We start from the raw sequence: 20,260 nt of genomic DNA, 5'->3' as shown, positions 1-20,260 counted from the left end.
ATGGGTGATCCGATCCCGGCGCGGTGCGTGACAGGTTCGGCTGGTGCGGCTATCCGAGTAGTTTTGCCACCTGGCCCAGGAACATTCCGTAGTTTTCGGCGTTGTGCATAGCTCGACGGCTATCTGCCCTTGCGAGGGATAACGCGGTTCCGTAGCCATATACCAGGTCCCGCGTACCGGCGATGGTATTGAAATGGCTCAGCTCATGCCCGAGCGTGATCGCGGGCGTGTCTCTACCGAAAAAGTTATCCATCATGTGAGGCCGCACATAGATTGTGTGTCCGTTGTCGGCTGGGAAAACGTGCGCGGCCTCCCAGCCTCTGGCGTCCGGCGGAGTCAGCGCAATTTTGTAGTTTCCCGAAGCGAGCGTTTCGCGCATCCTCATCAGGCTCTGCTTGATTTGATCGGCGTCAGCGTTCTGACCGAACCACTGTTTAAGCTCCGGGTCGTTCGCGCCATATTTGTCGAGCCTGTCAAGGGCGACATTGAGAATCTGCATCAGTTTGTCCGGCGCACGATTCAAGCGGTCCATCGCTGACCGCGAAAAAGACCCTGCACCGCCGTTGTTCATTTCTTTAGGATCGGGAACATGGTCCGCGCGGCCTGTTGGGTCCGCCGATCTGCCGCCGATACCACCGACTCCGCCGCCCCCGCCGCCCCCGCCGCCCCCGCCGCCCCCGCCGCCCCCGCCGCCGTCACCGCCGCCGGTACCGCCAACTCCGCCGCGCCTGCCGCCACCGTCGATATGACTCCTCGGGCCTGCTGTTTCGCCACCGGGCCCACGACTCGCCGGGCCTGCGCCGCGTTGACCGCGTCGGCCTGTACCTGGGACACGCTGTCCGTGTCCAGTCGTGCGCGCAGTGCCGCGCCCCCGTCGACGTTCTTTAGCTTCGGGCTCCAGCCTGGCGCCGGTGACGTGCGGGCCTGCGTCGCCGCCATCGGTGCCCGGCGCGCGTATCGCCGGATCGTCCGCCGTCCTCGGACCCAGCGGTGACGCGGCGTCATCGCGCATTCCGGGCGCACGGCTTCCCGGATTCTGTCCGATATCGCCGACCCGATCCGCGGGTTCTCGGCCGTTCGGGGCGCGTTCGTCCCAGCTACGGCGCTGATATTCGCCTTGAGGGTTCCATGTCTCCAGCAAATGCTGCCCTCGCTCATCCCACGATGAGCGGATGTGGGCACCGTCCGGGATCCACTGGTCTCTTACATGCTGTCCATTCGCTTCGTCCCATGTGTCACGGACGTGCGTGCCCTCTGCATCCCATGCGTCGCGAGTGCGCTGGCCGGTTTGCTCGTTCCACGTATCGCGAACATGCAAGCCATTTTCGTCCCAGCGGTCACGCGCGTGGTTTGCGCTAGCCTCGCCTGTCGGGTTGGCGACTGGGTGCCATGCGTCAGGCTGTTGTGGCGATGTCGGCGACGTTTTGTCGCGCGTGGGCAAGGCATTGCGCGGGTCGCCGTAGGGTGTGCCTGAGATCGTGTTGTTCTGATCGACAGGAGGGCCCGCAATGGCTTGACTTGCGCCTCCGGCGGCAGGAAATGCGTTGCGTGCAGCCTGGCCAACCTGGGGGTCGTGTTGGGCACCCCGAGAGAAGTCGTGCGCGGCGTGCGACAACTGCCGTTGAGCGTGGGCCGCCGCGGCGATGATGTCGTGAGAAGCCTGGCGGGTTTCGGTCTCGCGTCGGGCCGCGTGATTTGCATCTCGTGCAGCCCATGCGCCACTCCCGCTGGTGGCGTTCGCACCAATGCTTGCCCGCGCCGCATTCGGGAAGGAAAAGCGATCGCTCTGATTGTGCTGACCCATCCGTTGCGGCGCTTGCGACGCAGGTGCATGCAGCCACTGCGTTGCGTGTTGCGCGGCGACACGCTCGTAGGTGTTGCGGTAGTTATTCACTGTCATCACATACCCGTCTATTGATGTCGTGGTTCGCGATGCGGGTCGGCGGATCGATGCATGCGCAACGAACTATCGCTGTGCAGGAGTCACGATCGCGTGAAGCAGACGCATCGGGTTTGAACGATTAGAGCATTGAGGCACGGGCGGCATGACATACGGGAGTCGTACGTCGGGTGGCGCGAGCGAAGACAACGATGTCCGTCGCACAGTAGGTTCCTGAGGTGGAACCGACTGGCCCTGGAAAGCGCGACGCGCAGGCTACGCGTGACGCAAGAAAAAAAGCCCGCGCATAATGCGCGGGCTTTTCGCGTGGACTGGCAAGTCAGGAGGACTCAGACCGAACCGAGTTCCTTATCGAGCAGTGCATGGAGTTCCGGGAAACTCGGCTCACCGACATATCGCTTCAGAATTGTGCCGTCACGGCCGATTACGAATGTGGTCGGCGTCAGCTGGACATTGCCGAATTGCTTGGCCGCGGACCCATCGTCCATTGCGACCTTGAACGGCAGACGGCGCGTTTCGGTGTAGTTGGCCACGTACATTGGCGCGTCGTAGTTCATCGCGACCGCCACATACTCAAGGCCTTTGCCTTTGAAGCGGTTATACGTGTCGATCATCTGCGGCATTTCCTTCATGCAGGTGTCGCAGTTCGTCGCCCAGAAGGTCACCATATAAACCTTGCCCTTCAGATCCGCGGTCGAAACCTTCTGGCCGGACAGCAGCGTGAATGTCGCATCGGGTGCATGCTGCTGGCTGCCGAACGCGAAATAACCGGCAAATGCGATTGCACCGGCAACGACCGCCATCGCAATGTAGCGAATCGGGCTTGCGCGGCGGGAAACAGTATCTTGACTCATGGGTTGGGACCTCTGGGGCGCAGCACGTGCGCGAAGGGGGCGGGCAGAGTAACGACATTGCCCCGCGACAGTCATTGTAGCCTCAATCCTGATACGCGGCAGCAGCGCGCATGTCGGCGGATAATAGGGATTTCAGCGCCATTTCGCCCTTCCTGTCATTCATGTTTCGCGTCAATTTGCATTCGCTTTCGTCCAGTCGCTTTGCTCCCCGATCCTGCCGCCGCGGCTTTGACGCACTAGCCAGGTCGCCGCTGTGCCGCGCGTTGTGCGTATGCGTTTGCACGGCGGCGCTGGTCGCATGCTCGCCGACTTACGACTGGCGCACGATCATGAACAACGACAACGGCTACACGGTCGAACTACCCGCGAAGCCAAGTGCTGACGAGCGGCAGATCGAAATTGACGGCACCCCGATGAAAATGGCAATGCAGATCGCCGAAGCCGGCGATGCGGTGTTCGCAGTAGGTACCGTGATGCTGCCGAACGACGACCCGCGCACCCAGCATGCGGCGCTCGATTTTTTGCGCGATGGCCTTGCGCGCAATCTCGGCGCGGCACCCGACGCGCGCGCGACGCCGGTGCCCCTCGCGGACGGTGGCAATGTGCAGGGCCTCGAAGTGACATTCAGCGGCCCGGCAGGACCGAAGAAGGAACCGCGGATCATGCATGCACGCCTCGTCGCGAAAGGCAAGCATGTTTATCAGGCCGCGGTGATCGCGAAGAAAGATCCGCCGCCGGAGCAGCTGGACCAGTTTTTCCAGTCGTTCAAACTGTATTAAGAATAGTAAAAAGTTTGTGATCGACCGACGGTAGAGCAAACCTCGAAGTGAAAGTTCCTTCGTAGCTAATGCAGCTAATAGTAGGATTTCGCTCAGGTTTTTTTGTTACCCACAGGACCTGTGGATATCTCTGTTGAGAAGTATGTGCGGTAGGCCTCACAAGCCCCATCTGACGGGCCTTGAGTTATTTTGCCCTCATTCTTTGCACAGAAGAAATACCAATAAAATCAATGCGCTTTGACGCTGGCCTCACAAGTACCTTTCACTTGTATCTAAATCTGTCGGAGGCCGCATCGTGTGCATAAGTCAAGTCTTGACAACGGTTTTTTGCTGAGGTCAACCGGCCGCGAATACCCGCCGGTATTGCACGGCCTCCGCGATCTGGGATGCGCTTGGCGTGTCAGTTCCAGCGAGGTCCGCGATCGTACGCGCGACCTTCAGGACTCTGTAATACGCACGCGCCGACCAGCCGAAGCGTTCGCCGGCTTCCCTCAGCAAACCTTCTCCCGCGTCGTCCGGCCGACACACATCGTCTACTTCGCGCCCATCCAGTTCACGATTGGTTTTGCCCTGGCGCGCGAGTTGGCGCTCACGAGCGCACTGCACGCGGGCGGCGATCGCGGCGCTCGGCTCGCCATTTTCAGCCGCGCGCGCCGAAAGCTCGGCGGGCGATAGCGCGGGAATTTCTATCTGGATATCAATGCGGTCCAGCAGTGGTCCAGAAAGCTTGCGCAGGTAGCGTGCGGCGATTTCCGGCGTGCACCGGCAGCGGCCGTTCGGGTCGCCGCGCCAGCCGCATGGACACGGGTTCATCGCGGCAATCAGCTGGCAGGCGGCCGGAAAGTCGGCCTGCCATGCGGCGCGCGAGATCGTAATGCGCCCGGCCTCGAGAGGCTCGCGCAGCGTTTCAAGCACGTGCCGGTCGAACTCGGGCAACTCGTCCAGAAACAGCACGCCCAGGTGCGCTAGCGTAATCTCGCCGGGCCGCGGCGGGTTGCGTCCTCCCACCAGCGCCGCCGCACTGGACGAATGATGGGGAGCGCGAAACGGCCTGTGTCGCCATTGAGCCGGCGAAAAGCCGCACATGCTCGCCGACAGCAGCGCCGCTGACGTCAATGCTTCGTCGTCGGTCATCGGCGGCAGCAAGCCGGGCAGGCGCGCGGCGAGCATCGATTTGCCCGCGCCGGGCGGTCCGACCATCAGCACATGGTGGCCGCCGGCGGCGGCCACTTCGAGCGCGCGGCGGGCGCCGCGCTGCCCGATCACGTCGGCCATATCCGGCGCGGCCGCCGATGCGTCGATGCACAGCGGTCGCGGCGCGACCGGTGACAGACGCGCATCGGCGTCACCGGACAGATGGGCGCACAGCGATGGCAGATCGGCTGCGCCGAACACGTCGACGCCCGGCACCAGCGCGGCCTCGGCCGCGCTGGCGGCCGGCAGATACAACTCGGGATTTCGGTGCGACGCCGTGCCGTCGATGTGCGATGTCGCGGCGGCGCTGCGCGCGGTGCCGCAGGCCATCGCAAACGCGCCGCGCATCGGACGTAGCGCGCCGGTCAGCGAGAGTTCGCCAGCGAACTCGCGGTGCGCGAGCGACTCGACCGGAATCTGCCCGCTCGCCGCGAGAATGCCGAGCGCGATCGGCAGATCGAAGCGTCCGGATTCTTTAGGAAGATCGGCTGGAGCGAGGTTGACGGTGATGCGGCGGACCGGGAAATCCAGCCCGCAGTTTTGCAGCGCGGCGCGCACGCGCTCGCGGCTTTCACGTACTTCGAGATCGGGCAGGCCGACAATCGAAAACGACGGTAGTCCGTTGGCGAGATGGACTTCGACGGTTACTTCGGGCGCGCGGCCAGCAGCCGGCGCGCGGCTCATGACCACGGCAAGCGACATGTTTACTCCCGTCGGAACGCGCGGGCATGGCCGCGCACTCCCCATTAATACGCTGATGAAGTCACGGCTCGCTTGCCGATGATGCGCAGCTCAGAGGGTGTTCAGGAAGATTGCGTTACCGGCAGCTTCTGTTCGAGTTCGGCGACGCGCCGCTCCAGTTCTTCGAGCCGTGCGCGGGTGCGCATCAGCACCTGGGTTTGCGTATCGAATTCTTCGCGGGTGACGAGATCGAGCTTCGAAAACCCTTGCGACAGCATCGCCCTTACGTTGCGTTCGACATCCTTGGCCGGTGAGTTCTTGAGCAGATCACTCATACGCGCCTGCAGGTCGTTGAAGATGTCGTTTGGTTGTTTCATTGCGTTCCCCTTGTGCACAAAAATTGTGCAAACGTCGTTACCTCAGTGCTTCGCGAGCGTCGATGTTCATTGATGGTGCATGCTGCTTCGACAACGCTCGCCGCATGATCGGGCCTGGTGCACAGTCATCGAGCACGGCCGTGCTGCATGCGTGCGGACACTCTAACAACGATCAACGTGCCGCGCCACCTTGCGCCGTCAACGCTGGCCATTCGGCCGAGTCAACCCGCATGCCGCCGCGAGAGCCTTGCGCGGCAAGAACTCTACCCTGTCTATGCGCAACATGGCATGCGAGTTGCTGTTGTTGGCCCGCGCAGTTTGGGCGGGACGCCGTCTATGCGCAGGCCCGCGGCTTCATGGGAGTAGCCGCCGACAGGCGCAAGGCACTTGAAAGCAGCACGCAACGGGTTGAGTCATTACAGCGAGGATTTCATGAAACTCATTACCGCAATCATCAAGCCGTTCAAGCTCGACGAGGCGCGCGAAGCGCTGTCGGCGATCGGCGTCTCGGGGATCACGGTTACAGAAGTCAAAGGCTTTGGACGTCAGAAGGGACACACGGAGTTGTATCGGGGCGCGGAATACGTGGTCGATTTTCTGCCGAAGGTGAAGATCGAAGCAGCGGTGTCCGATGACATCGTCGACCAGGCGATTGAAGCGCTCGAGCGTGCGGCACGCACCGGCAAGATCGGCGACGGCAAGATTTTCGTCACGCCGATCGAACAAGTGATCCGGATCCGTACCGGTGAAACCGGCGCGGACGCCCTGTAGAAAAACAGCGACAAGAGGAAACTGGAAATGCGCAAACTTTTGATGTCCCTGCTGATGGTCGGCTCGCTGCTCGCAGCCGGCATTGGCAACGCCGTCGCAGATGATGCGTCGGCCCCCGCCGCGGCTTCGGCCCCCGCGGCATCGGCTCCCGCGGATACGGCGGCGAGCGCGCCCGCCGACGCGTCGGCAGCCGCAGCAGCGGCCCCGGCAGCGCCTACCGCACCGTTCTCGGTCGATTCGTCGAAGATCAGCTCGGGCGATACCGCCTGGATGCTGACCTCGACCGCGCTGGTGCTGTTCATGACCATTCCTGGCCTTGCATTGTTCTACGGCGGCATGGTCCGCAAGAAAAACGTGCTGGCGATCGTCATGCAGAGCTTCGCGATCACCTGCGTGATCACGGTGATCTGGACCGTGATCGGTTACAGTCTCGCGTTCACGCCGGGTAACGCGTTCGTCGGCGGCTTCTCGCGCGTGTTCCTGTCGGGCATGAACTACATCAAGGGCGACAAGGCGACCACGCTGACCGTGAGCCACCTCGCGCAGACCATTCCGGAGTCGGTCTACTTCGTCTACCAGCTGACCTTCGCGATCATCACGCCCGCGCTGATTACCGGCGCGTTCGCCGACCGGATGAAGTTCTCGTCGATGCTGGTGTTCATGTCGCTGTGGTCGATCATCGTCTATTCGCCGATCGCGCACATGGTGTGGGAACCGACCGGCTGGCTGGCTAGCGCGGGCATTCTGGACTTCGCGGGCGGCACGGTCGTGCACATTAACGCGGGTATCGCCGCACTGGTTTGCGCACTCGTGCTCGGCAAGCGTGTCGGCTACGGCAAGGACGTGATGGCGCCGCACAATCTCGTGCTGACGATGATCGGTGCGTCGATGCTGTGGGTCGGCTGGTTCGGCTTCAATGCGGGCTCGGCGGTTGCCGCTGACGGCCGCGCGGGATTCGCGATGTTGACCACGCAAATCGCGACCGCGATGGCGGCGCTCGGCTGGATGTTCGCTGAATGGATCGCGAAAGGCAAACCGTCGGTGCTCGGCATCGCGTCGGGTGCGGTCGCGGGTCTGGTTGCGATCACGCCGGCATCAGGCTTCGTCGGCGTGGCCGGCGCGCTGATCATCGGCTTGCTGGCGGGTGTGATCTGCTTCTGGTCTGCCACGTGGCTCAAGCACAAGCTCGGCTACGACGATTCGCTCGACGCGTTCGGCGTGCACTGCGTCGGCGGTATCGTCGGCGCGCTGCTGACCGGCGTATTCGCGGTCAAGGACATCAGCGGACTCGACGCGAGCGTGCTGCTGCAGTTTAAGGGCGTGATGACGACCGTCATCTACAGCGGCGTGGTCAGCTTCATCCTGCTGAAGATTATCGACATGGTGATGGGCCTGCGCGTGACCGAAGAGGAAGAGCGCGAAGGTCTCGACGTGATCCTGCACGGCGAACACGTCGAATAAAGCAGCGCACACTTTTACCGTACTCGTTGCGTAAGCGCAGCGACTTTAGCCCGCCTCACGGCGGGCTTTTTTCTTCCCGCGCCATCTCGTAAACAGAGGATTTTGCTCGGTTTTTGCGCGCCCGGAAGAATAGTTTCACCCTCGACTTGCGATTGGAGAAAGCGTCCCCAGATGGGCGTAGCGTTTGCTCTACAATCTTCCTTCTCCAGTCTGCGAGTGATCAATGGTTCCGCATCTAGTTACGGCGTTAAACGGTCCGCTGCTCGACCTCGAGCGGAAGATCCTTGACGCGACCCCTGCTATCGAGCGCTGGTTCCGGCTCGAATGGCAGGAGCACACGCCGCCGTTCTACTGCTCGGTCGATCTGCGCAATGCCGGCTTCAAGCTTGCGCCGGTCGATACGAACCTCTTCCCGGGCGCGTTCAACAACCTGCCGGTCGAGGTGCTGCCGCTCGCGGTTCAGGCCGCGATGGCATCCATCGAAAAAATCTGCCCGGATGCGAAGAACCTGCTGGTCATTCCGGAGCGCCACACGCGCAACGCGTTTTACCTCGAGAACGTCGCGCGGCTCGCGACGATCATGCGGCAGGCGGGGCTGAACGTCCGCTTCGGCACGCTCGACGAGTCGATCGGTGGGCCGGTCACGATCGCGTTGTCCGACGGGCAGAAGATCGTGCTCGAACCGCTTGAGCGTTCGCAGCGCCGGCTCGGTCTGAAGAATTTCGATCCGTGCTCGATCCTGATCAACAACGATCTGTCCGGTGGCATTCCGGCGGTGCTCGAGAATCTGCACGAGCAGTACCTGCTGCCGCCGTTGCACGCGGGTTGGGCGGTGCGTCGCAAGTCGACGCATTTCTCGTGCTATGACGACGTCGCGAAGAAGTTCGCGAAGATGGTCGAGATCGACCCGTGGATGATCAACCCGTATTTCGCGCACGTCGAAGGCGTGGATTTCGAAGCGCGCACCGGCGAAGAGGCGCTGGCGGATTCGATCGACGGCGTGCTGAAGAAGATCGCGAAGAAGTATCGCGAATACGGTATCACCGAGAAGCCTTACGTAGTGATCAAGTCCGACGCGGGCACGTACGGGATGAGCGTGATGACGGTGCATGACGCGTCTGAAGTCGCCGCGCTGACCAAACGCGAACGCACCAAGATGGCCGCCACCAAGGAAGGTCTCGAAGTGCACGACATGCTCGTGCAGGAAGGCGTGTACACGTTCGAGCGCATCGGCGATGAAGTGGCCGAGCCGGTTGTCTACATGATCGACCGCTACGTGGTCGGCGGCTTTTATCGCGCGCACGGCAGCCGCGAACGCGACCAGAACCTGAATGCGCCGGGTATGCATTTCGTGCCACTGGGCTTCGAGCACACCGCGTTGCCCGATGCGCATGCAAAGCCGGGCGCGGCGCCGCCAAACCGGTTTTACATGTATGGTGTCGTTGCGCGGCTGGGCTTGCTGGCCGCGTCGCTGGAACTCGAACGGACCGATCCCGAAGCGATCCAGGTCTGACGCGTTGCGGCGGTCGAGCCGTTCCCGTGACGGTGAAGTGCAACGATCAACGCTAGCCCGCGTGGGCGCATCAGGTATTCCATGGACATTCTCTTTATCGCCGACCCGCTTTCCCGTTTCAAGATCTACAAGGACACGACGTACGCGATGATGGCCGAGGCCGCGCGACGCGGGCACACGCTCTACACGTGCGAACCGCATCATCTGGCGTGGACGGGCGGGGCGGTGGAAGCAGGTGCGCAGCGCTTCGAGATTGTCGGCGACCTGGCGGATAGTCATCGCGAACCGTGGTTCGCGCCACAGGAAGCCGCGCCGCGCGCGCTGACGAGCTTCGGCGCGGTGCTGATGCGCAAGGACCCGCCGTTCGATATGGAGTACGTGACGTCGACGTGGCTGCTCGAACTCGCCGAGCGCGCGGGCGCACGCATTTTCAACAAGCCGCAGGCGATTCGCGATCATTCGGAAAAACTCGCGATCGGCGAATTCCCGCAGTTCGTCGCGCCGACGCTGGTGACGCGCGATCCGGCACGTCTGCGCGCGTTTCACGCCGCGCACGGCGATGTGATCCTGAAACCGCTCGACGGCATGGGCGGCATGGGCGTGTTCCGCGTGAAGCCCGACGGGATGAATCTGGGCTCGATCGTCGAGATGCTCAGCCATGATGGCGCGCGGACCGTGATGGCGCAGAAGTTCATCCCGGAGATCAAGGACGGCGACAAACGCATCCTGCTGATCGGCGGCGAGCCGGTGCCGTATTCGCTTGCGCGTATTCCGCAGGGCAGTGAAGTGCGCGGCAACCTCGCCGCCGGTGGCCTCGGTGTCGCGCGGCCGCTGACGCCGCGCGATCGTGAGATTGCCGACACGCTCGGCCCGGTGCTGGCCGCACGCGGTTTATTGCTCGTCGGTCTCGACGCGATCGGCGACTGGCTGACCGAAGTGAATGTGACGAGCCCGACGTGTTTCCGCGAAATCATGGATCAGACCGGCTTCGACGTGGCGGCCATGTTTATCGACGCGCTGGAGCGCGCAGTCGGCTGACAGCCGGCTAAATGCTGTTCGCCTGAGCGCAGGGCGGCCGCCCCTCGGGCCTACCGGTGCGCGCATGTCCCCTGCGCATCGGCAATGTGCGCTCAATGCAAGCGCGAATCGCCCGAAGGCGCGAAAATGACGCTGTTACAATGCCCGCTCGCGCTTTGACCCGCGTATCCCCCGCGAGCGTTCCGGCCCCTTTCACAGAATGGGACAGACCGTCAGGACATGCACGGTCGGCCGAGGAGCCGGCGCATAGCGTCGCCTCCGGGTCGCGATAGCGGGCCGTTTCCAGTAGCAAGGCTGACATGGCAGGCATTCTGATCATTGCGCACGCTCCGTTCGCTACCGCGCTACGCGAGTGTGTCGAGCATATTTACGGCGGCTTGCCCGCCCGCATCGGCGTGATCGACGTGACGCCCGATTGCGATCCCGCGCAGATCGTCGCGCTTGCGCATAGCGAGATCGAGCGTCTGAAGGAAGACAATGGCGCGCTCGTGATGACCGACATGTTCGGCGCGACGCCGTCGAACATCGCGGGCCGGCTCGCAACGTTGCCCGACGTGCGGGTGGTAGCGGGCGTCAACCTGCCGATGCTGGTGCGCGCCGTATGCTACCGGGCGACGCCGCTCGATACGCTCGTCGACAAAGCGCTTGCGGGCGCAACGAAAGGCATTCATGCGGTCGGTCCGGCAACACCCCCGCCGGTCGCGCCGATTGCTAGCGACGCCGATTGCCTGCCGGCGCTGCCTCCCGATAGCGCGCTCGACGTCAGCAGCAAGGCGGACGGCCGATAAGCGTGGTCCGCTCGCCTGTCGCAGCGCTCGCGTCGGCAACACCCATAACTTCAATAACCGCTTTTCGGATGATCAGATGCTGCAACAGGAAACGACAATCGTGAACAAGCTGGGTCTGCATGCGCGCGCATCCGCCAAGCTCACGCAACTGGCCGCGAACTTCCAGGCCGAGATCTGGATGAGCCGCAACGGCAGGCGGATCAACGCGAAAAGCATCATGGGCGTGATGATGCTGGCGGCCGGCATCGGCAGCACGGTGCTGATCGAAACTGAAGGCAGCGATGAGAAAGAAGCAATGGATGCACTGCTCAAGCTGATCGCGGATAAATTCGGCGAAGGACAATAGCGCGATGCGGCGTTGTGCCCGATGTGAAAAAACGCCGCGGTCGCGGCGTTTTGTTTTGGCGCACAAGCGTTTTGCAAGCGTCGGGTCGCTGCACCTCAACGTACCGGCAGTACCCGGGGGCAATCGGCGTATGCGGCCGGCGGATTTTTCATCTCGTCTCTGCAGCATTGTTGCGTTCGATGTAAAGCATTTCTGCTGCACCGCACAGCGCGCGCGTATGCGGCGGAATCTATAATCGTGGGCGGGGTCTGAGAGCATTGCAGCGGTTTGCCGCGGCATCACACAACTAGAGGAGGTGCGCGTGTCGTTCACGCTGCATGGAATTCCCGTGTCACGCGGTATTGCCATCGGGCGGGCCTATCTGATCGCCCCGGCTGCACTCGACGTCGACCACTATCTGATCGAACCCGCCGAAATCGAAGGCGAGATCGAACGCTTTCGCTCAGCCCAACGCGTCGTCACTCAGGAACTTGATGCATTGCGCGCCGATCTGGCCGCGGATGCGCCAACCGAAATGGGCGCGTTCATCGACGTCCATTCGATGATCCTGAACGACGCGATGCTTGTCCAGGAAACCATCGATCTGATCCGCACGCGCCGCTACAACGTCGAATGGGCGCTGACTGAACAACTCGAGCGCCTGTCGCGGCACTTCGACGAAGTCGATGACGAGTACCTGCGCGAGCGCAAAGCCGATATCGAACAGGTGGTCGAGCGGGTGCTGAAAGCGTTGGCCGGCGCATCGGTGAATCTCGCGCATAACGTACATGGCGCGTGCGACGAGATGATCGTTGTCGCGCACGATATCGCGCCCGCCGACATGATGCAGTTCAAGACACAGACGTTTCAAGGCTTCGTCACCGATCTCGGCGGCCGTACGTCGCATACCGCGATCGTCGCGCGCAGCCTCGGCATTCCTGCCGCGGTCGGTGTGCAGCAGGCGAGCGCGCTGATCCGCCAGGATGACCTGATCATCGTCGATGGCGATCATGGCATCGTGATCGTCGATCCCGCGCCGATCGTCCTCGAAGAGTACACGTACCGGCAAAGCGAAAAGGCGCTCGAGCAGCGCAAGCTGCAGCGGCTCAAATTTTCGCCGACCAAGACCCTGTGCGGCACGCACATCGAGTTGTGCGCGAACATCGAACTGCCGGACGATGCGCGCGCAGCCATCGACGCCGGTGCGACGGGCGTCGGCCTGTTTCGTACCGAATTCCTGTTCATGAACCAGAAGGATGGCCGGCTTCCGGAAGAGGAAGAGCAGTTCGATGCGTATCGCCGCGCGGTCGAGTTGATGAACGGGATGCCGGTGACGATCCGTACGATCGACGTCGGTGCGGACAAGCCGCTCGAGGCGATGGGCAGTACCGGCGATGGCTACGAGACCGCGCCGAACCCGGCGCTTGGGCTGCGCGCGATCCGCTGGAGCTTGTCCGAGCCGCAGATGTTTCTGACGCAACTGCGCGCGATTCTTCGCGCGTCCGCGTTCGGCTGCGTGAAGATTCTGATTCCGATGCTCGCGCACGCGCAGGAAATCGATCAGACGCTCGATCTGATTCGCGAGGCGAAGCGGCAGCTCGACGACGCGGGGCTTGCTTACGACCCGACCGTCAAGATCGGCGCGATGATCGAGATTCCCGCGGCGGCGATCGCGCTACCGCTCTTCCTGAAGCGGCTGGACTTCCTGTCGATCGGCACGAACGACCTGATTCAGTACACCCTCGCGATCGACCGCGCGGATAACTCAGTCGCGCATCTGTATGATCCGCTGCATCCGGCTGTGCTCCATCTGATCGCATTCACGCTGCGCGAGGCGAAGCGGGCGGGTGTGCCGGTTTCGGTGTGCGGGGAAATGGCCGGTGATCCCGCATTGACGCGGCTGCTCCTCGGCATGGGGCTGACCGAGTTTTCGATGCATCCGAGCCAGTTGCTGGTGGTGAAGCAGGAGATTCTCCGCTCGAATCTGAAGACGCTCGAGAAGCCGGTTGCGGACGTGCTGGCGGCGTTCGAGCCGGGCGAGCTCGACGCGGCGCTCAAGCGGGTCGCGCAGGCCTGATAAGGCTTTTTGCGGACCGCGGATGCACGTGATGGCTGATGCCGCGCCGCTGATTCGCGCGGACGGCTGATGCGTGGGCGTGAGGGGCCGCCCGATCAGCAGTTCAATGCCCTGCGCCGCATACCGCGCAGTCCGGCTGGCGCGCAATGCGCATCGTGGTCCATTCCATCCGCAGCGAATCGAGCATCATCAGGCGGCCGACCAGCGGCGTACCGACGCCCGCGATTACGCGTAACGCCTCAGCGGCCTGCATCGCGCCAATGATGCCGACCGTCGGCGCAAATACGCCCATTGTCGAGCACGCGACTTCCTCGAATGGTTGATCCTCCGGAAACACGCACGCGTAGCAGGGTGACGCCTGGTCGCGGAAATCGAAGGTGCTGATCTGGCCGTCGAAACGCAATGCCGCGCCGGACACCAGCGGCACGCGGTGCGCGACACATGCGCGATTGATCGCGTGACGCGTCGCGAAGTTATCGGTGCAGTCGAGCACGACAGTCGCGGACGGTACAGCACGATCGAGCCACGCGTCGTCGACGCGTTCGGTGATCGCGTCCACCTTCACATCCGGATTGAGCCGCGCGATCGCATCGCGTCCCGATTCCACTTTCCTGCGTCCGATCGATGCGGTGACATGCAGAATCTGCCGCTGCAGGTTTGTCAGATCGACCGTGTCCGCATCGACGAGCGTGATATGCCCGACGCCCGCCGCCGCCAGATACATCGCGGCCGGTGAGCCAAGCCCACCGGCGCCGACGACGATCGCGTGCGCATCGAGAAAGCGCTGCTGCGCCTCGATGCCGAGTTCGTCGACGAGGATATGGCGGGAATAGCGAAGGAGTTGATCGTCGTTCATGGCCGGGCGCGTCGCGGGTACGTCGTGAGGTGCGTCGTGAGGTGCGTCGTGTTACGAGGCTGCCGGACGCTTTTGTTCTACGAGCGGGGATCCGCACGACGGCAAAGCGGGCGGCGGCGTTGCTCTTATTCTAGCCGCGTGCAGGATAAGTCCTTCGAGGCTGCAGGCCTTTGAAAGCGCTCGGGGTCTTCGCGGCGTGTCGCCGTGAAGACCCCGAGGACCTGCTACTACCGTGACGACGGTGTTACTTGCTGCTCGACGACGTCGCGGCCGACGCTGGCACCGGTGCCGTGGCGCCCGGGCCCGACGCGCCCGGCGTCACCGGCAGCGCCGGCTTCACCGCGACCGGCGCCGAAGCGGATTGCGCCGGCTTGGTCTGCGCAAGACGACGTTCCATCACCGACTTCGACTCGACCACCGTCTTGCCTTCCATCTTGTTGAGCGCCTGCTGCAGCATGAAGTCGTCGTTCGAGCCGAACTCGACCGGTTTGCGGTCACGATCTTTCTGACGCTGCTCCGGCGTCTTCTTATCGTTCTGCTCTTCAAGCAGACGCAACTGGTCCATGCGCTCCTGTTCGCGCTGTTCCTGTTCCTTCTTCTCGTTCGGATCCTGCGTGTTCGCAAGGTGATTCGAGTAGTCGACTTCACGCGTGACGAGCGCGTCGTCCGGATCGCCGTCCGCGTATTGGTCGACCGCGATATCCGGGCGGATGCCCTTGTTCTGGATCGAACGGCCACTCGGCGTGTAGTAGTACGCGGTGGTCAGGCGCAGCGCGGTGTCGGCCGTCATCGGACGCACCGTTTGCACCGAGCCCTTGCCGAACGTCGTCTTGCCGACGATCAACGCGCGATGCTGATCCTGCAGCGCGCCGGCGACAATTTCCGACGCCGAGGCCGAGTACGCATTGGTCAGCACGATCATCGGCACGGTCTTGAAGATCGGCGGCAAGCCCTTCAACGGATCGCCGTCAAATGACGACAGGCGATAGTTGTCGTACGTGTCGCGATAGACCTGCTTCGAATCCGGAATCTGGCCGTTGGTCGACACCACCACCGAATCCGGCGGCAGGAACGCGCCCGCGACGCCGACCGCGCTTTGCAGCAGACCGCCGCCGTTGTTGCGCAGGTCAAGGATCAGGCCCTTCAGGTTCGGCTGCTTGCTCGCGATGTCCTGCAGCGCCGCGGCGAGATCAGGCACCGTGCGCTCCTGGAAGCTCGTGATACGCACATACGCGTAGCCCGGAGCCAGGATCTTCGCCTTCACGCTCTTCACCTTGATGATCGCGCGCGTCACCGTAAGCGGGAACGTGCGGTCGTCGGTCTTGCGGAAGATGGTCAGCGTGACCTTGGTGCCGGGGTCGCCGCGCATCTGCTTGACAGCCTTGTCGAGCGTCATGCCGCGCACAGGCTTGTCGTTGATGCGGGTGATCAGGTCGCCCGGACGGATGCCGGCGCGGAACGCGGGCGTGTCCTCGATCGGCGAGATCACCTTGATCAGGCCGTCTTCCTGCGAGATTTCGATGCCGAGGCCCGCGAAGCGGCCCTTGGTCTGCTCCTGCAATTCTTCGTAATCAGTCTTGTCGAGATACGAGGAGTGCGGATCGAGGCTCGACACCATGCCTTTGATCGCGGCCGTCAACAGCTTCTTGTCGTCGACCGGTTCCACATATTCGTGCTTGATTTGACCGAAGACTTCGGCGAAAAGCCGCAATTGGTCTAGCGGCAGCGGACTGGACGCGGGAACGGGAGTTTGCTGGGCCGAGGCGGAAAGCTGCAGAGTTGCAAAAACGCCGGTAGCAAGGCCCGCGGCGATCAGGCCGATAGTTTTCAGGTTCTTTCGCATAGAGTCTGTTGCGGTCGGAAGCGCGTGGCAGCGTGAAGGGTAAGGACGGACAAGTATAACTTCTCGACGCCGGTACGGCCGTTTGGCCGGTTGACAGGCTTCGACAAGGTCAGGACAGCGAGGTTCTTGGGATCGTCGTGGCGGGTAGCAAATAGTGTATGTGCGTTAACCGACGCGCGGTGGTGTATCGGCACGCTTTTCAGCTTTTCGCTTTCGTCTGCCGGTTGTGCGACCCGCAACCGGGAGGCCTGACCTGCCGCCCGCTTGCGCACCGGAACACCTCAGTGTACCGGTGCAAGCGGGCATTATGCAGCACGGCCCGCGAGCGGGCTGCCAGACTGAAGTCGATCAGCCCGCCTTCCCCTGTTTGGCGACGGCGGCCTGCGCTTTCGCGATCGCGTCGGCATCTCCCAGATAGTAATGCCTGATGGGTTTCAGCGCTTCGTCGAGTTCGTAGACGAGCGGCACGCCGTTCGGAATGTTCAGCCCGACGATGTCCTTGTCCGAAATATCGTCCAGATATTTGACGAGCGCGCGAATCGAGTTGCCGTGCGCGGCGATCAGCACGTTGCGGCCCGACTTGATAGCCGGCGCGATCGATTCGTTCCAGATCGGCATGACCCGCGCCACCGTGTCTTTCAGGCATTCGGTCAGCGGCAGCTGCTCGCGTGGCACCTTCGCATAGCGCGGGTCGTTGTACGACGTGCGCGGATCGTTCGTGTCGAGCGCGGGCGGCGGCGTGTCGTAGCTGCGGCGCCAGACCAGCACCTGTTCGTCACCGTACTTCGTCGCCGTCTCGGCCTTGTTCAGACCCGCGAGCGCGCCGTAATGGCGTTCGTTCAGACGCCACGAATGAACGACGGGCAGGTACATCAGATCCATCTGATCCTGAACGTGCCACAGCGTGCGGATCGCGCGCTTGAGCACCGACGTGTACGCGATGTCGAACGTGTAGCCGGACGCCTTCAGCAGGTCGCCCGCCTGTTTGGCCTCGCGGACGCCCTGTTCGGTCAGGTCGACGTCGACCCAGCCAGTGAAGCGGTTTTCCTTGTTCCACGTCGATTCACCGTGGCGGATGAGAACGAGTTTGTGCATGTGTGTTGCCGGTCGGTAGTAAGGAAGCGGTAATGCGAGGGCGCGAGCCGCGGTATTCCGGCGCTCGCCATCGGAACAGGTGATTATTTTATAATGGCGGGATTGCCCTTTTTTATTTCTCCCCTTTTCTTACTTTTCCGGCGGATTTTCCGTGACGTTTTTCACCGATTACTCGAACCTTGTCCTGATCGCGATCGCCCTCATCTCCGGGGCGTTGCTCCTGTGGCCGGTGATCGCCCGCCGCGGCCGCGGCGGCCTGTCCGCAGCGCAGGCGACGCAGCTGATCAACCGTCGCAATGCTGTCGTTGTTGACCTGCGTCCCGCCGCGGAGTTCGCGAATGGCCATTTGCCGTCGGCGCGCCACGTGGAATTCGCGGAACTGCAGGCCAAGGTCGGTCAACTGGTGAAGAACAAGAGCAACCCGGTGCTGCTGGTGTGTCAGACCGGCCAGCATTCGAACAAGGCGGCACGTATCGTGCGCGATGCGGGTTACGCCGAGGTTCATGTACTTGAAGGCGGCGTCAACGCCTGGCAGCAAGCCGGCATGCCGGTTGTGAAACAAGGAGCAGCGAAGTGAACAAAGTGATCATGTACAGCACGCAAGTGTGCCCGTATTGCCAGATGGCCGAGCGCCTGCTGAAGTCGCGCGGCGTCGAGCATGTCGAGAAAGTGCTGATCGACAAGGACCCGACGCGGCGCGCGGAAATGATGAACCGCACTGGGCGGCGTACCGTGCCGCAGGTGTTCATCGGCGACACACATGTCGGCGGGTACGATGACCTGTCCGCGCTCGACCGCGCAGGCGGCCTGACGCCGCTGCTCGAAGAAGCCGTCTGACTGTTTCCGCGTGACCATTCGCTTGTAAAGTCGATTGCGCTGAACGGCGTCAGTCGAATCGCTTCGCCGCCCATCGGGCTTTACGCCGGCGTTACATGTCGGCCTCACCGATGCCGGGCAGATTCCGGAACCGGCACCCGAACCGATACCGGGAACCGGTTGCGTGGGCGAGCGCATCAATCCATGCCTATAATCCGGCGGGCCGCGACGGCCCGTTGCAACGTACCGAGAGGGAGCACCGTATCATGTCCGACGAGAACAACCAGCCGTTCTTCAACATCCAGCGCATTTACCTGAAGGACATGTCGCTCGAGCAGCCGAATTCGCCGGCGATCTTTCTCGAGCAGGAAATGCCGTCGGTCGAGGTTGAAGTCGACGTGAAGGCTGAGCGTCTCGCCGATACCGTGTTCGAGATCCTCGTCACCGGCACCGTCACCGCGAAGGTGAACGACAAGGTCGCGTTCCTGATCGAAGCTAAGCAGGCCGGCATTTTCGACATCCGCAACATTCCGGCCGAGCAGATCGATCCGCTGGTCGGCATCGCGTGTCCGACCATTCTGTTCCCGTACCTGCGCTCGAACATTGCCGATGCGATCACGCGCGCCGGCTTCCCGCCGATCCACCTCGCGGAAATCAATTTCCAGGCGCTTTATGAGCAGCGTCTCGCTCAACTCGCGTCGCAAAACGGTGGCGGCGCGCAAAGCGGCGCAACCCACTGAGTTGCTGCGAACGGTGCCGGTCATGAAGGTCGCTGTTCTCGGCGCCGGCGCATGGGGCACCGCACTCGCCGGTCATCTGGCCACGCGGCACGATACGGTGCTGTGGGCGCGCGACGACGCGCTAGTGGCGGAACTTTCGTCGACGCATGAAAACGCACGCTATCTGGCGGGCGTTGCTTTGCCGGCGGCGCTGCGCTATGAGGCGGATCTGAGCGCGGCGCTCGACCACGCGCTCGCCGACGCTGCACTGTGTGTGGTCGCGACGCCGGTTGCTGGCCTGCGCCCGCTGTTTCGTGCGATGCACGACGCGCAGCGGGTGCCGGCGAACGTAGTCTGGCTGTGTAAAGGCTTCGAGGCGGATACGCAATTGCTGCCGCATCAGGTCGTCGCGCAGGAACTGGCTGGGCATCCGGCCAACGGGGTCCTGTCGGGACCGAGCTTTGCGCGCGAAGTAGGCCAGAACCTGCCGGTCGCGCTGACTGTCGCGAGCACATCGGCCATCTGCCGCGAACGCACGCTGGCCGCGTTTCACCATGGCGCGATGCGCATCTATACCGGCGACGATGTGATTGGCGTTGAAGTTGGCGGTGCGGTAAAAAACGTGCTGGCCATCGCAACCGGCATTGGCGACGGTTTGGGCCTCGGGCTCAACGCGCGCGCCGCGCTCATTACGCGCGGGCTGGCGGAAATGACACGCCTTGGCGTGACGCTTGGCGGTCGCGCCGAAACGTTCACCGGCCTCACCGGCCTTGGCGATCTGATCCTGACCGCAACCGGCGATTTGTCACGCAATCGCACGGTCGGGATGCAACTCGCGGCGGGCCGCTCACTTGCCGATATTCTTGGCGCGCTCGGTCACGTGGCGGAAGGCGTGCGCTGTGCGCAAGCGGTGCTTGCGATTGCTCGCGCTCATTCGATCGACATGCCGATCACGCAGGCCGTCTGCGCGGTACTGTTCGACGGCGTCGCGCCGCGCGACGCGGTAAGCGCGCTGTTGCGCCGCGACGCGAAAGCGGAATAGACGACGCGCCGGCGGGCGGCGTCGCCGCGCGCGAGCGCAAGCGGTGCGCCTGGGCGCGCAACGAATGTCGCGCGTTTGTGTTTGCCCAGCTCGCGTCTTTTCGTCTCGCTAACTGCGCCTGTCGTCGCATC

Annotated in this window: 19 protein-coding genes; 12 read left to right on the top strand and 7 right to left on the bottom strand. The window is 62.9% G+C overall.

What is annotated here, in order from left to right:
• Window positions 1–49: 49 nt before the first annotated feature.
• Window positions 50–571, bottom strand: a complete 522-nt coding sequence (locus BX592_RS34135) for a M35 family metalloendopeptidase (protein WP_134190677.1) — start codon at window positions 569–571, stop codon at window positions 50–52.
• Between the two features lie 1,658 nt (window positions 572–2,229).
• The gene (locus BX592_RS05665) at window positions 2,230–2,754 is read right to left on the bottom strand and encodes a peroxiredoxin family protein (protein ID WP_134190676.1); all 525 of its coding nucleotides are present in this window, start codon (window positions 2,752–2,754) and stop codon (window positions 2,230–2,232) included.
• 161 nt (window positions 2,755–2,915) lie between these two features.
• On the opposite strand from BX592_RS05665, the gene BX592_RS05660 reads away from it, so the two are divergent.
• Window positions 2,916–3,533, top strand: a complete 618-nt coding sequence (locus tag BX592_RS05660; RefSeq protein WP_243849327.1) for a hypothetical protein — start codon at window positions 2,916–2,918, stop codon at window positions 3,531–3,533.
• Between the two features lie 336 nt (window positions 3,534–3,869).
• Here the strand turns inward: BX592_RS05660 and BX592_RS05655 are convergent, their stop codons facing one another.
• On the bottom strand, window positions 3,870–5,429 hold the full coding sequence (locus tag BX592_RS05655) for a YifB family Mg chelatase-like AAA ATPase (protein ID WP_134190675.1): 1,560 nt from the start codon (window positions 5,427–5,429) through the stop codon (window positions 3,870–3,872).
• Between the two features lie 101 nt (window positions 5,430–5,530).
• Window positions 5,531–5,785 carry an accessory factor UbiK family protein gene (locus BX592_RS05650; RefSeq protein ID WP_134190674.1) on the bottom strand — a complete coding sequence of 85 codons (255 nt, stop codon included), beginning with the start codon at window positions 5,783–5,785 and terminating at the stop codon, window positions 5,531–5,533.
• A 432-nt stretch (window positions 5,786–6,217) separates the two neighbouring features.
• Between BX592_RS05650 and BX592_RS05645 the strand changes: the two genes are divergently transcribed.
• The 7 genes from BX592_RS05645 to ptsP all read left to right on the top strand — a co-directional run bounded on the left by BX592_RS05645 (window position 6,218) and on the right by ptsP (window position 13,758).
• Window positions 6,218–6,556, top strand: coding sequence for a P-II family nitrogen regulator (locus BX592_RS05645; protein WP_006048089.1), 339 nt, complete (start codon window positions 6,218–6,220; stop codon window positions 6,554–6,556).
• A gap of 27 nt (window positions 6,557–6,583) precedes the next feature.
• Window positions 6,584–8,017, top strand: coding sequence for an ammonium transporter (locus tag BX592_RS05640; protein ID WP_134190673.1), 1,434 nt, complete (start codon window positions 6,584–6,586; stop codon window positions 8,015–8,017).
• 223 nt (window positions 8,018–8,240) lie between these two features.
• Window positions 8,241–9,530, top strand: a complete 1,290-nt coding sequence (gene gshA / locus BX592_RS05635; protein ID WP_134190672.1) for a glutamate--cysteine ligase — start codon at window positions 8,241–8,243, stop codon at window positions 9,528–9,530.
• A gap of 81 nt (window positions 9,531–9,611) precedes the next feature.
• Entirely contained in the window at window positions 9,612–10,568 is a 957-nt protein-coding gene (gshB, locus tag BX592_RS05630; RefSeq protein ID WP_134190671.1) for a glutathione synthase, read from the top strand.
• Window positions 10,569–10,867: 299 nt separating this feature from the next.
• Complete coding sequence (locus BX592_RS05625; protein WP_134190670.1) at window positions 10,868–11,356, top strand: PTS sugar transporter subunit IIA; 489 nt, start codon at window positions 10,868–10,870, stop codon at window positions 11,354–11,356.
• Between the two features lie 76 nt (window positions 11,357–11,432).
• Complete coding sequence (locus BX592_RS05620; RefSeq protein ID WP_134190669.1) at window positions 11,433–11,702, top strand: HPr family phosphocarrier protein; 270 nt, start codon at window positions 11,433–11,435, stop codon at window positions 11,700–11,702.
• 301 nt (window positions 11,703–12,003) lie between these two features.
• The gene (gene ptsP, locus BX592_RS05615) at window positions 12,004–13,758 is read left to right on the top strand and encodes a phosphoenolpyruvate--protein phosphotransferase (protein ID WP_134190668.1); all 1,755 of its coding nucleotides are present in this window, start codon (window positions 12,004–12,006) and stop codon (window positions 13,756–13,758) included.
• A 103-nt stretch (window positions 13,759–13,861) separates the two neighbouring features.
• Here ptsP and BX592_RS05610 read toward each other — a convergent pair whose 3' ends face one another.
• The 3 genes from BX592_RS05610 to gpmA all read right to left on the bottom strand — a co-directional run bounded on the left by BX592_RS05610 (window position 13,862) and on the right by gpmA (window position 17,552).
• The gene (locus BX592_RS05610) at window positions 13,862–14,614 is read right to left on the bottom strand and encodes a HesA/MoeB/ThiF family protein (RefSeq protein ID WP_134190667.1); all 753 of its coding nucleotides are present in this window, start codon (window positions 14,612–14,614) and stop codon (window positions 13,862–13,864) included.
• A gap of 244 nt (window positions 14,615–14,858) precedes the next feature.
• Window positions 14,859–16,457: a S41 family peptidase gene (locus BX592_RS05605; RefSeq protein WP_134190666.1), complete on the bottom strand. Its 1,599-nt coding sequence runs from the start codon at window positions 16,455–16,457 to the stop codon at window positions 14,859–14,861.
• Window positions 16,458–16,805: 348 nt separating this feature from the next.
• Complete coding sequence (gpmA, locus tag BX592_RS05600) at window positions 16,806–17,552, bottom strand: 2,3-diphosphoglycerate-dependent phosphoglycerate mutase (protein WP_134190665.1); 747 nt, start codon at window positions 17,550–17,552, stop codon at window positions 16,806–16,808.
• Window positions 17,553–17,703: 151 nt separating this feature from the next.
• Between gpmA and BX592_RS05595 the strand changes: the two genes are divergently transcribed.
• From BX592_RS05595 to BX592_RS05580, 4 genes are all read left to right on the top strand, one after another.
• On the top strand, window positions 17,704–18,129 hold the full coding sequence (locus tag BX592_RS05595; protein WP_134190664.1) for a rhodanese-like domain-containing protein: 426 nt from the start codon (window positions 17,704–17,706) through the stop codon (window positions 18,127–18,129).
• Window positions 18,126–18,389, top strand: coding sequence for a glutaredoxin 3 (gene grxC, locus BX592_RS05590; protein ID WP_134190663.1), 264 nt, complete (start codon window positions 18,126–18,128; stop codon window positions 18,387–18,389). Before BX592_RS05595 ends, grxC begins: the two co-directional genes overlap by 4 nt.
• A 245-nt stretch (window positions 18,390–18,634) precedes the next feature.
• Window positions 18,635–19,108 carry a protein-export chaperone SecB gene (gene secB, locus BX592_RS05585; protein ID WP_134190662.1) on the top strand — a complete coding sequence of 158 codons (474 nt, stop codon included), beginning with the start codon at window positions 18,635–18,637 and terminating at the stop codon, window positions 19,106–19,108.
• 22 nt (window positions 19,109–19,130) lie between these two features.
• Window positions 19,131–20,129 carry an NAD(P)H-dependent glycerol-3-phosphate dehydrogenase gene (locus BX592_RS05580; protein ID WP_134190661.1) on the top strand — a complete coding sequence of 333 codons (999 nt, stop codon included), beginning with the start codon at window positions 19,131–19,133 and terminating at the stop codon, window positions 20,127–20,129.
• Window positions 20,130–20,260 lie beyond the last annotated feature (131 nt).

Origin of the sequence: Paraburkholderia rhizosphaerae (assembly GCF_004366595.1) — a bacterium.
In the GTDB taxonomy this organism is placed as follows: domain Bacteria; phylum Pseudomonadota; class Gammaproteobacteria; order Burkholderiales; family Burkholderiaceae; genus Paraburkholderia; species Paraburkholderia rhizosphaerae.
Note: the sequence above shows the minus strand (reverse complement) of the source record. Positions and strands in the feature narration are given on the sequence as shown.

What these genes read in the sequence shown, in the direction of transcription:
- BX592_RS34135 (WP_134190677.1), bottom strand. Translation starts at nt 571, where the DNA reads ATGAACAACGGCGGTGCAGGGTCTTTTTCGCGGTCAGCGATGGACCGC.
- BX592_RS05665 (WP_134190676.1), bottom strand. Translation starts at nt 2,754, where the DNA reads ATGAGTCAAGATACTGTTTCCCGCCGCGCAAGCCCGATTCGCTACATT.
- BX592_RS05660 (WP_243849327.1), top strand. Translation starts at nt 2,916, where the DNA reads ATGTTTCGCGTCAATTTGCATTCGCTTTCGTCCAGTCGCTTTGCTCCC.
- BX592_RS05655 (WP_134190675.1), bottom strand. Translation starts at nt 5,429, where the DNA reads ATGTCGCTTGCCGTGGTCATGAGCCGCGCGCCGGCTGCTGGCCGCGCG.
- BX592_RS05650 (WP_134190674.1), bottom strand. Translation starts at nt 5,785, where the DNA reads ATGAAACAACCAAACGACATCTTCAACGACCTGCAGGCGCGTATGAGT.
- BX592_RS05645 (WP_006048089.1), top strand. Translation starts at nt 6,218, where the DNA reads ATGAAACTCATTACCGCAATCATCAAGCCGTTCAAGCTCGACGAGGCG.
- BX592_RS05640 (WP_134190673.1), top strand. Translation starts at nt 6,584, where the DNA reads ATGCGCAAACTTTTGATGTCCCTGCTGATGGTCGGCTCGCTGCTCGCA.
- gshA (WP_134190672.1), top strand. Translation starts at nt 8,241, where the DNA reads ATGGTTCCGCATCTAGTTACGGCGTTAAACGGTCCGCTGCTCGACCTC.
- gshB (WP_134190671.1), top strand. Translation starts at nt 9,612, where the DNA reads ATGGACATTCTCTTTATCGCCGACCCGCTTTCCCGTTTCAAGATCTAC.
- BX592_RS05625 (WP_134190670.1), top strand. Translation starts at nt 10,868, where the DNA reads ATGGCAGGCATTCTGATCATTGCGCACGCTCCGTTCGCTACCGCGCTA.
- BX592_RS05620 (WP_134190669.1), top strand. Translation starts at nt 11,433, where the DNA reads ATGCTGCAACAGGAAACGACAATCGTGAACAAGCTGGGTCTGCATGCG.
- BX592_RS05610 (WP_134190667.1), bottom strand. Translation starts at nt 14,614, where the DNA reads ATGAACGACGATCAACTCCTTCGCTATTCCCGCCATATCCTCGTCGAC.
- BX592_RS05605 (WP_134190666.1), bottom strand. Translation starts at nt 16,457, where the DNA reads ATGCGAAAGAACCTGAAAACTATCGGCCTGATCGCCGCGGGCCTTGCT.
- gpmA (WP_134190665.1), bottom strand. Translation starts at nt 17,552, where the DNA reads ATGCACAAACTCGTTCTCATCCGCCACGGTGAATCGACGTGGAACAAG.
- secB (WP_134190662.1), top strand. Translation starts at nt 18,635, where the DNA reads ATGTCCGACGAGAACAACCAGCCGTTCTTCAACATCCAGCGCATTTAC.
- BX592_RS05580 (WP_134190661.1), top strand. Translation starts at nt 19,131, where the DNA reads ATGAAGGTCGCTGTTCTCGGCGCCGGCGCATGGGGCACCGCACTCGCC.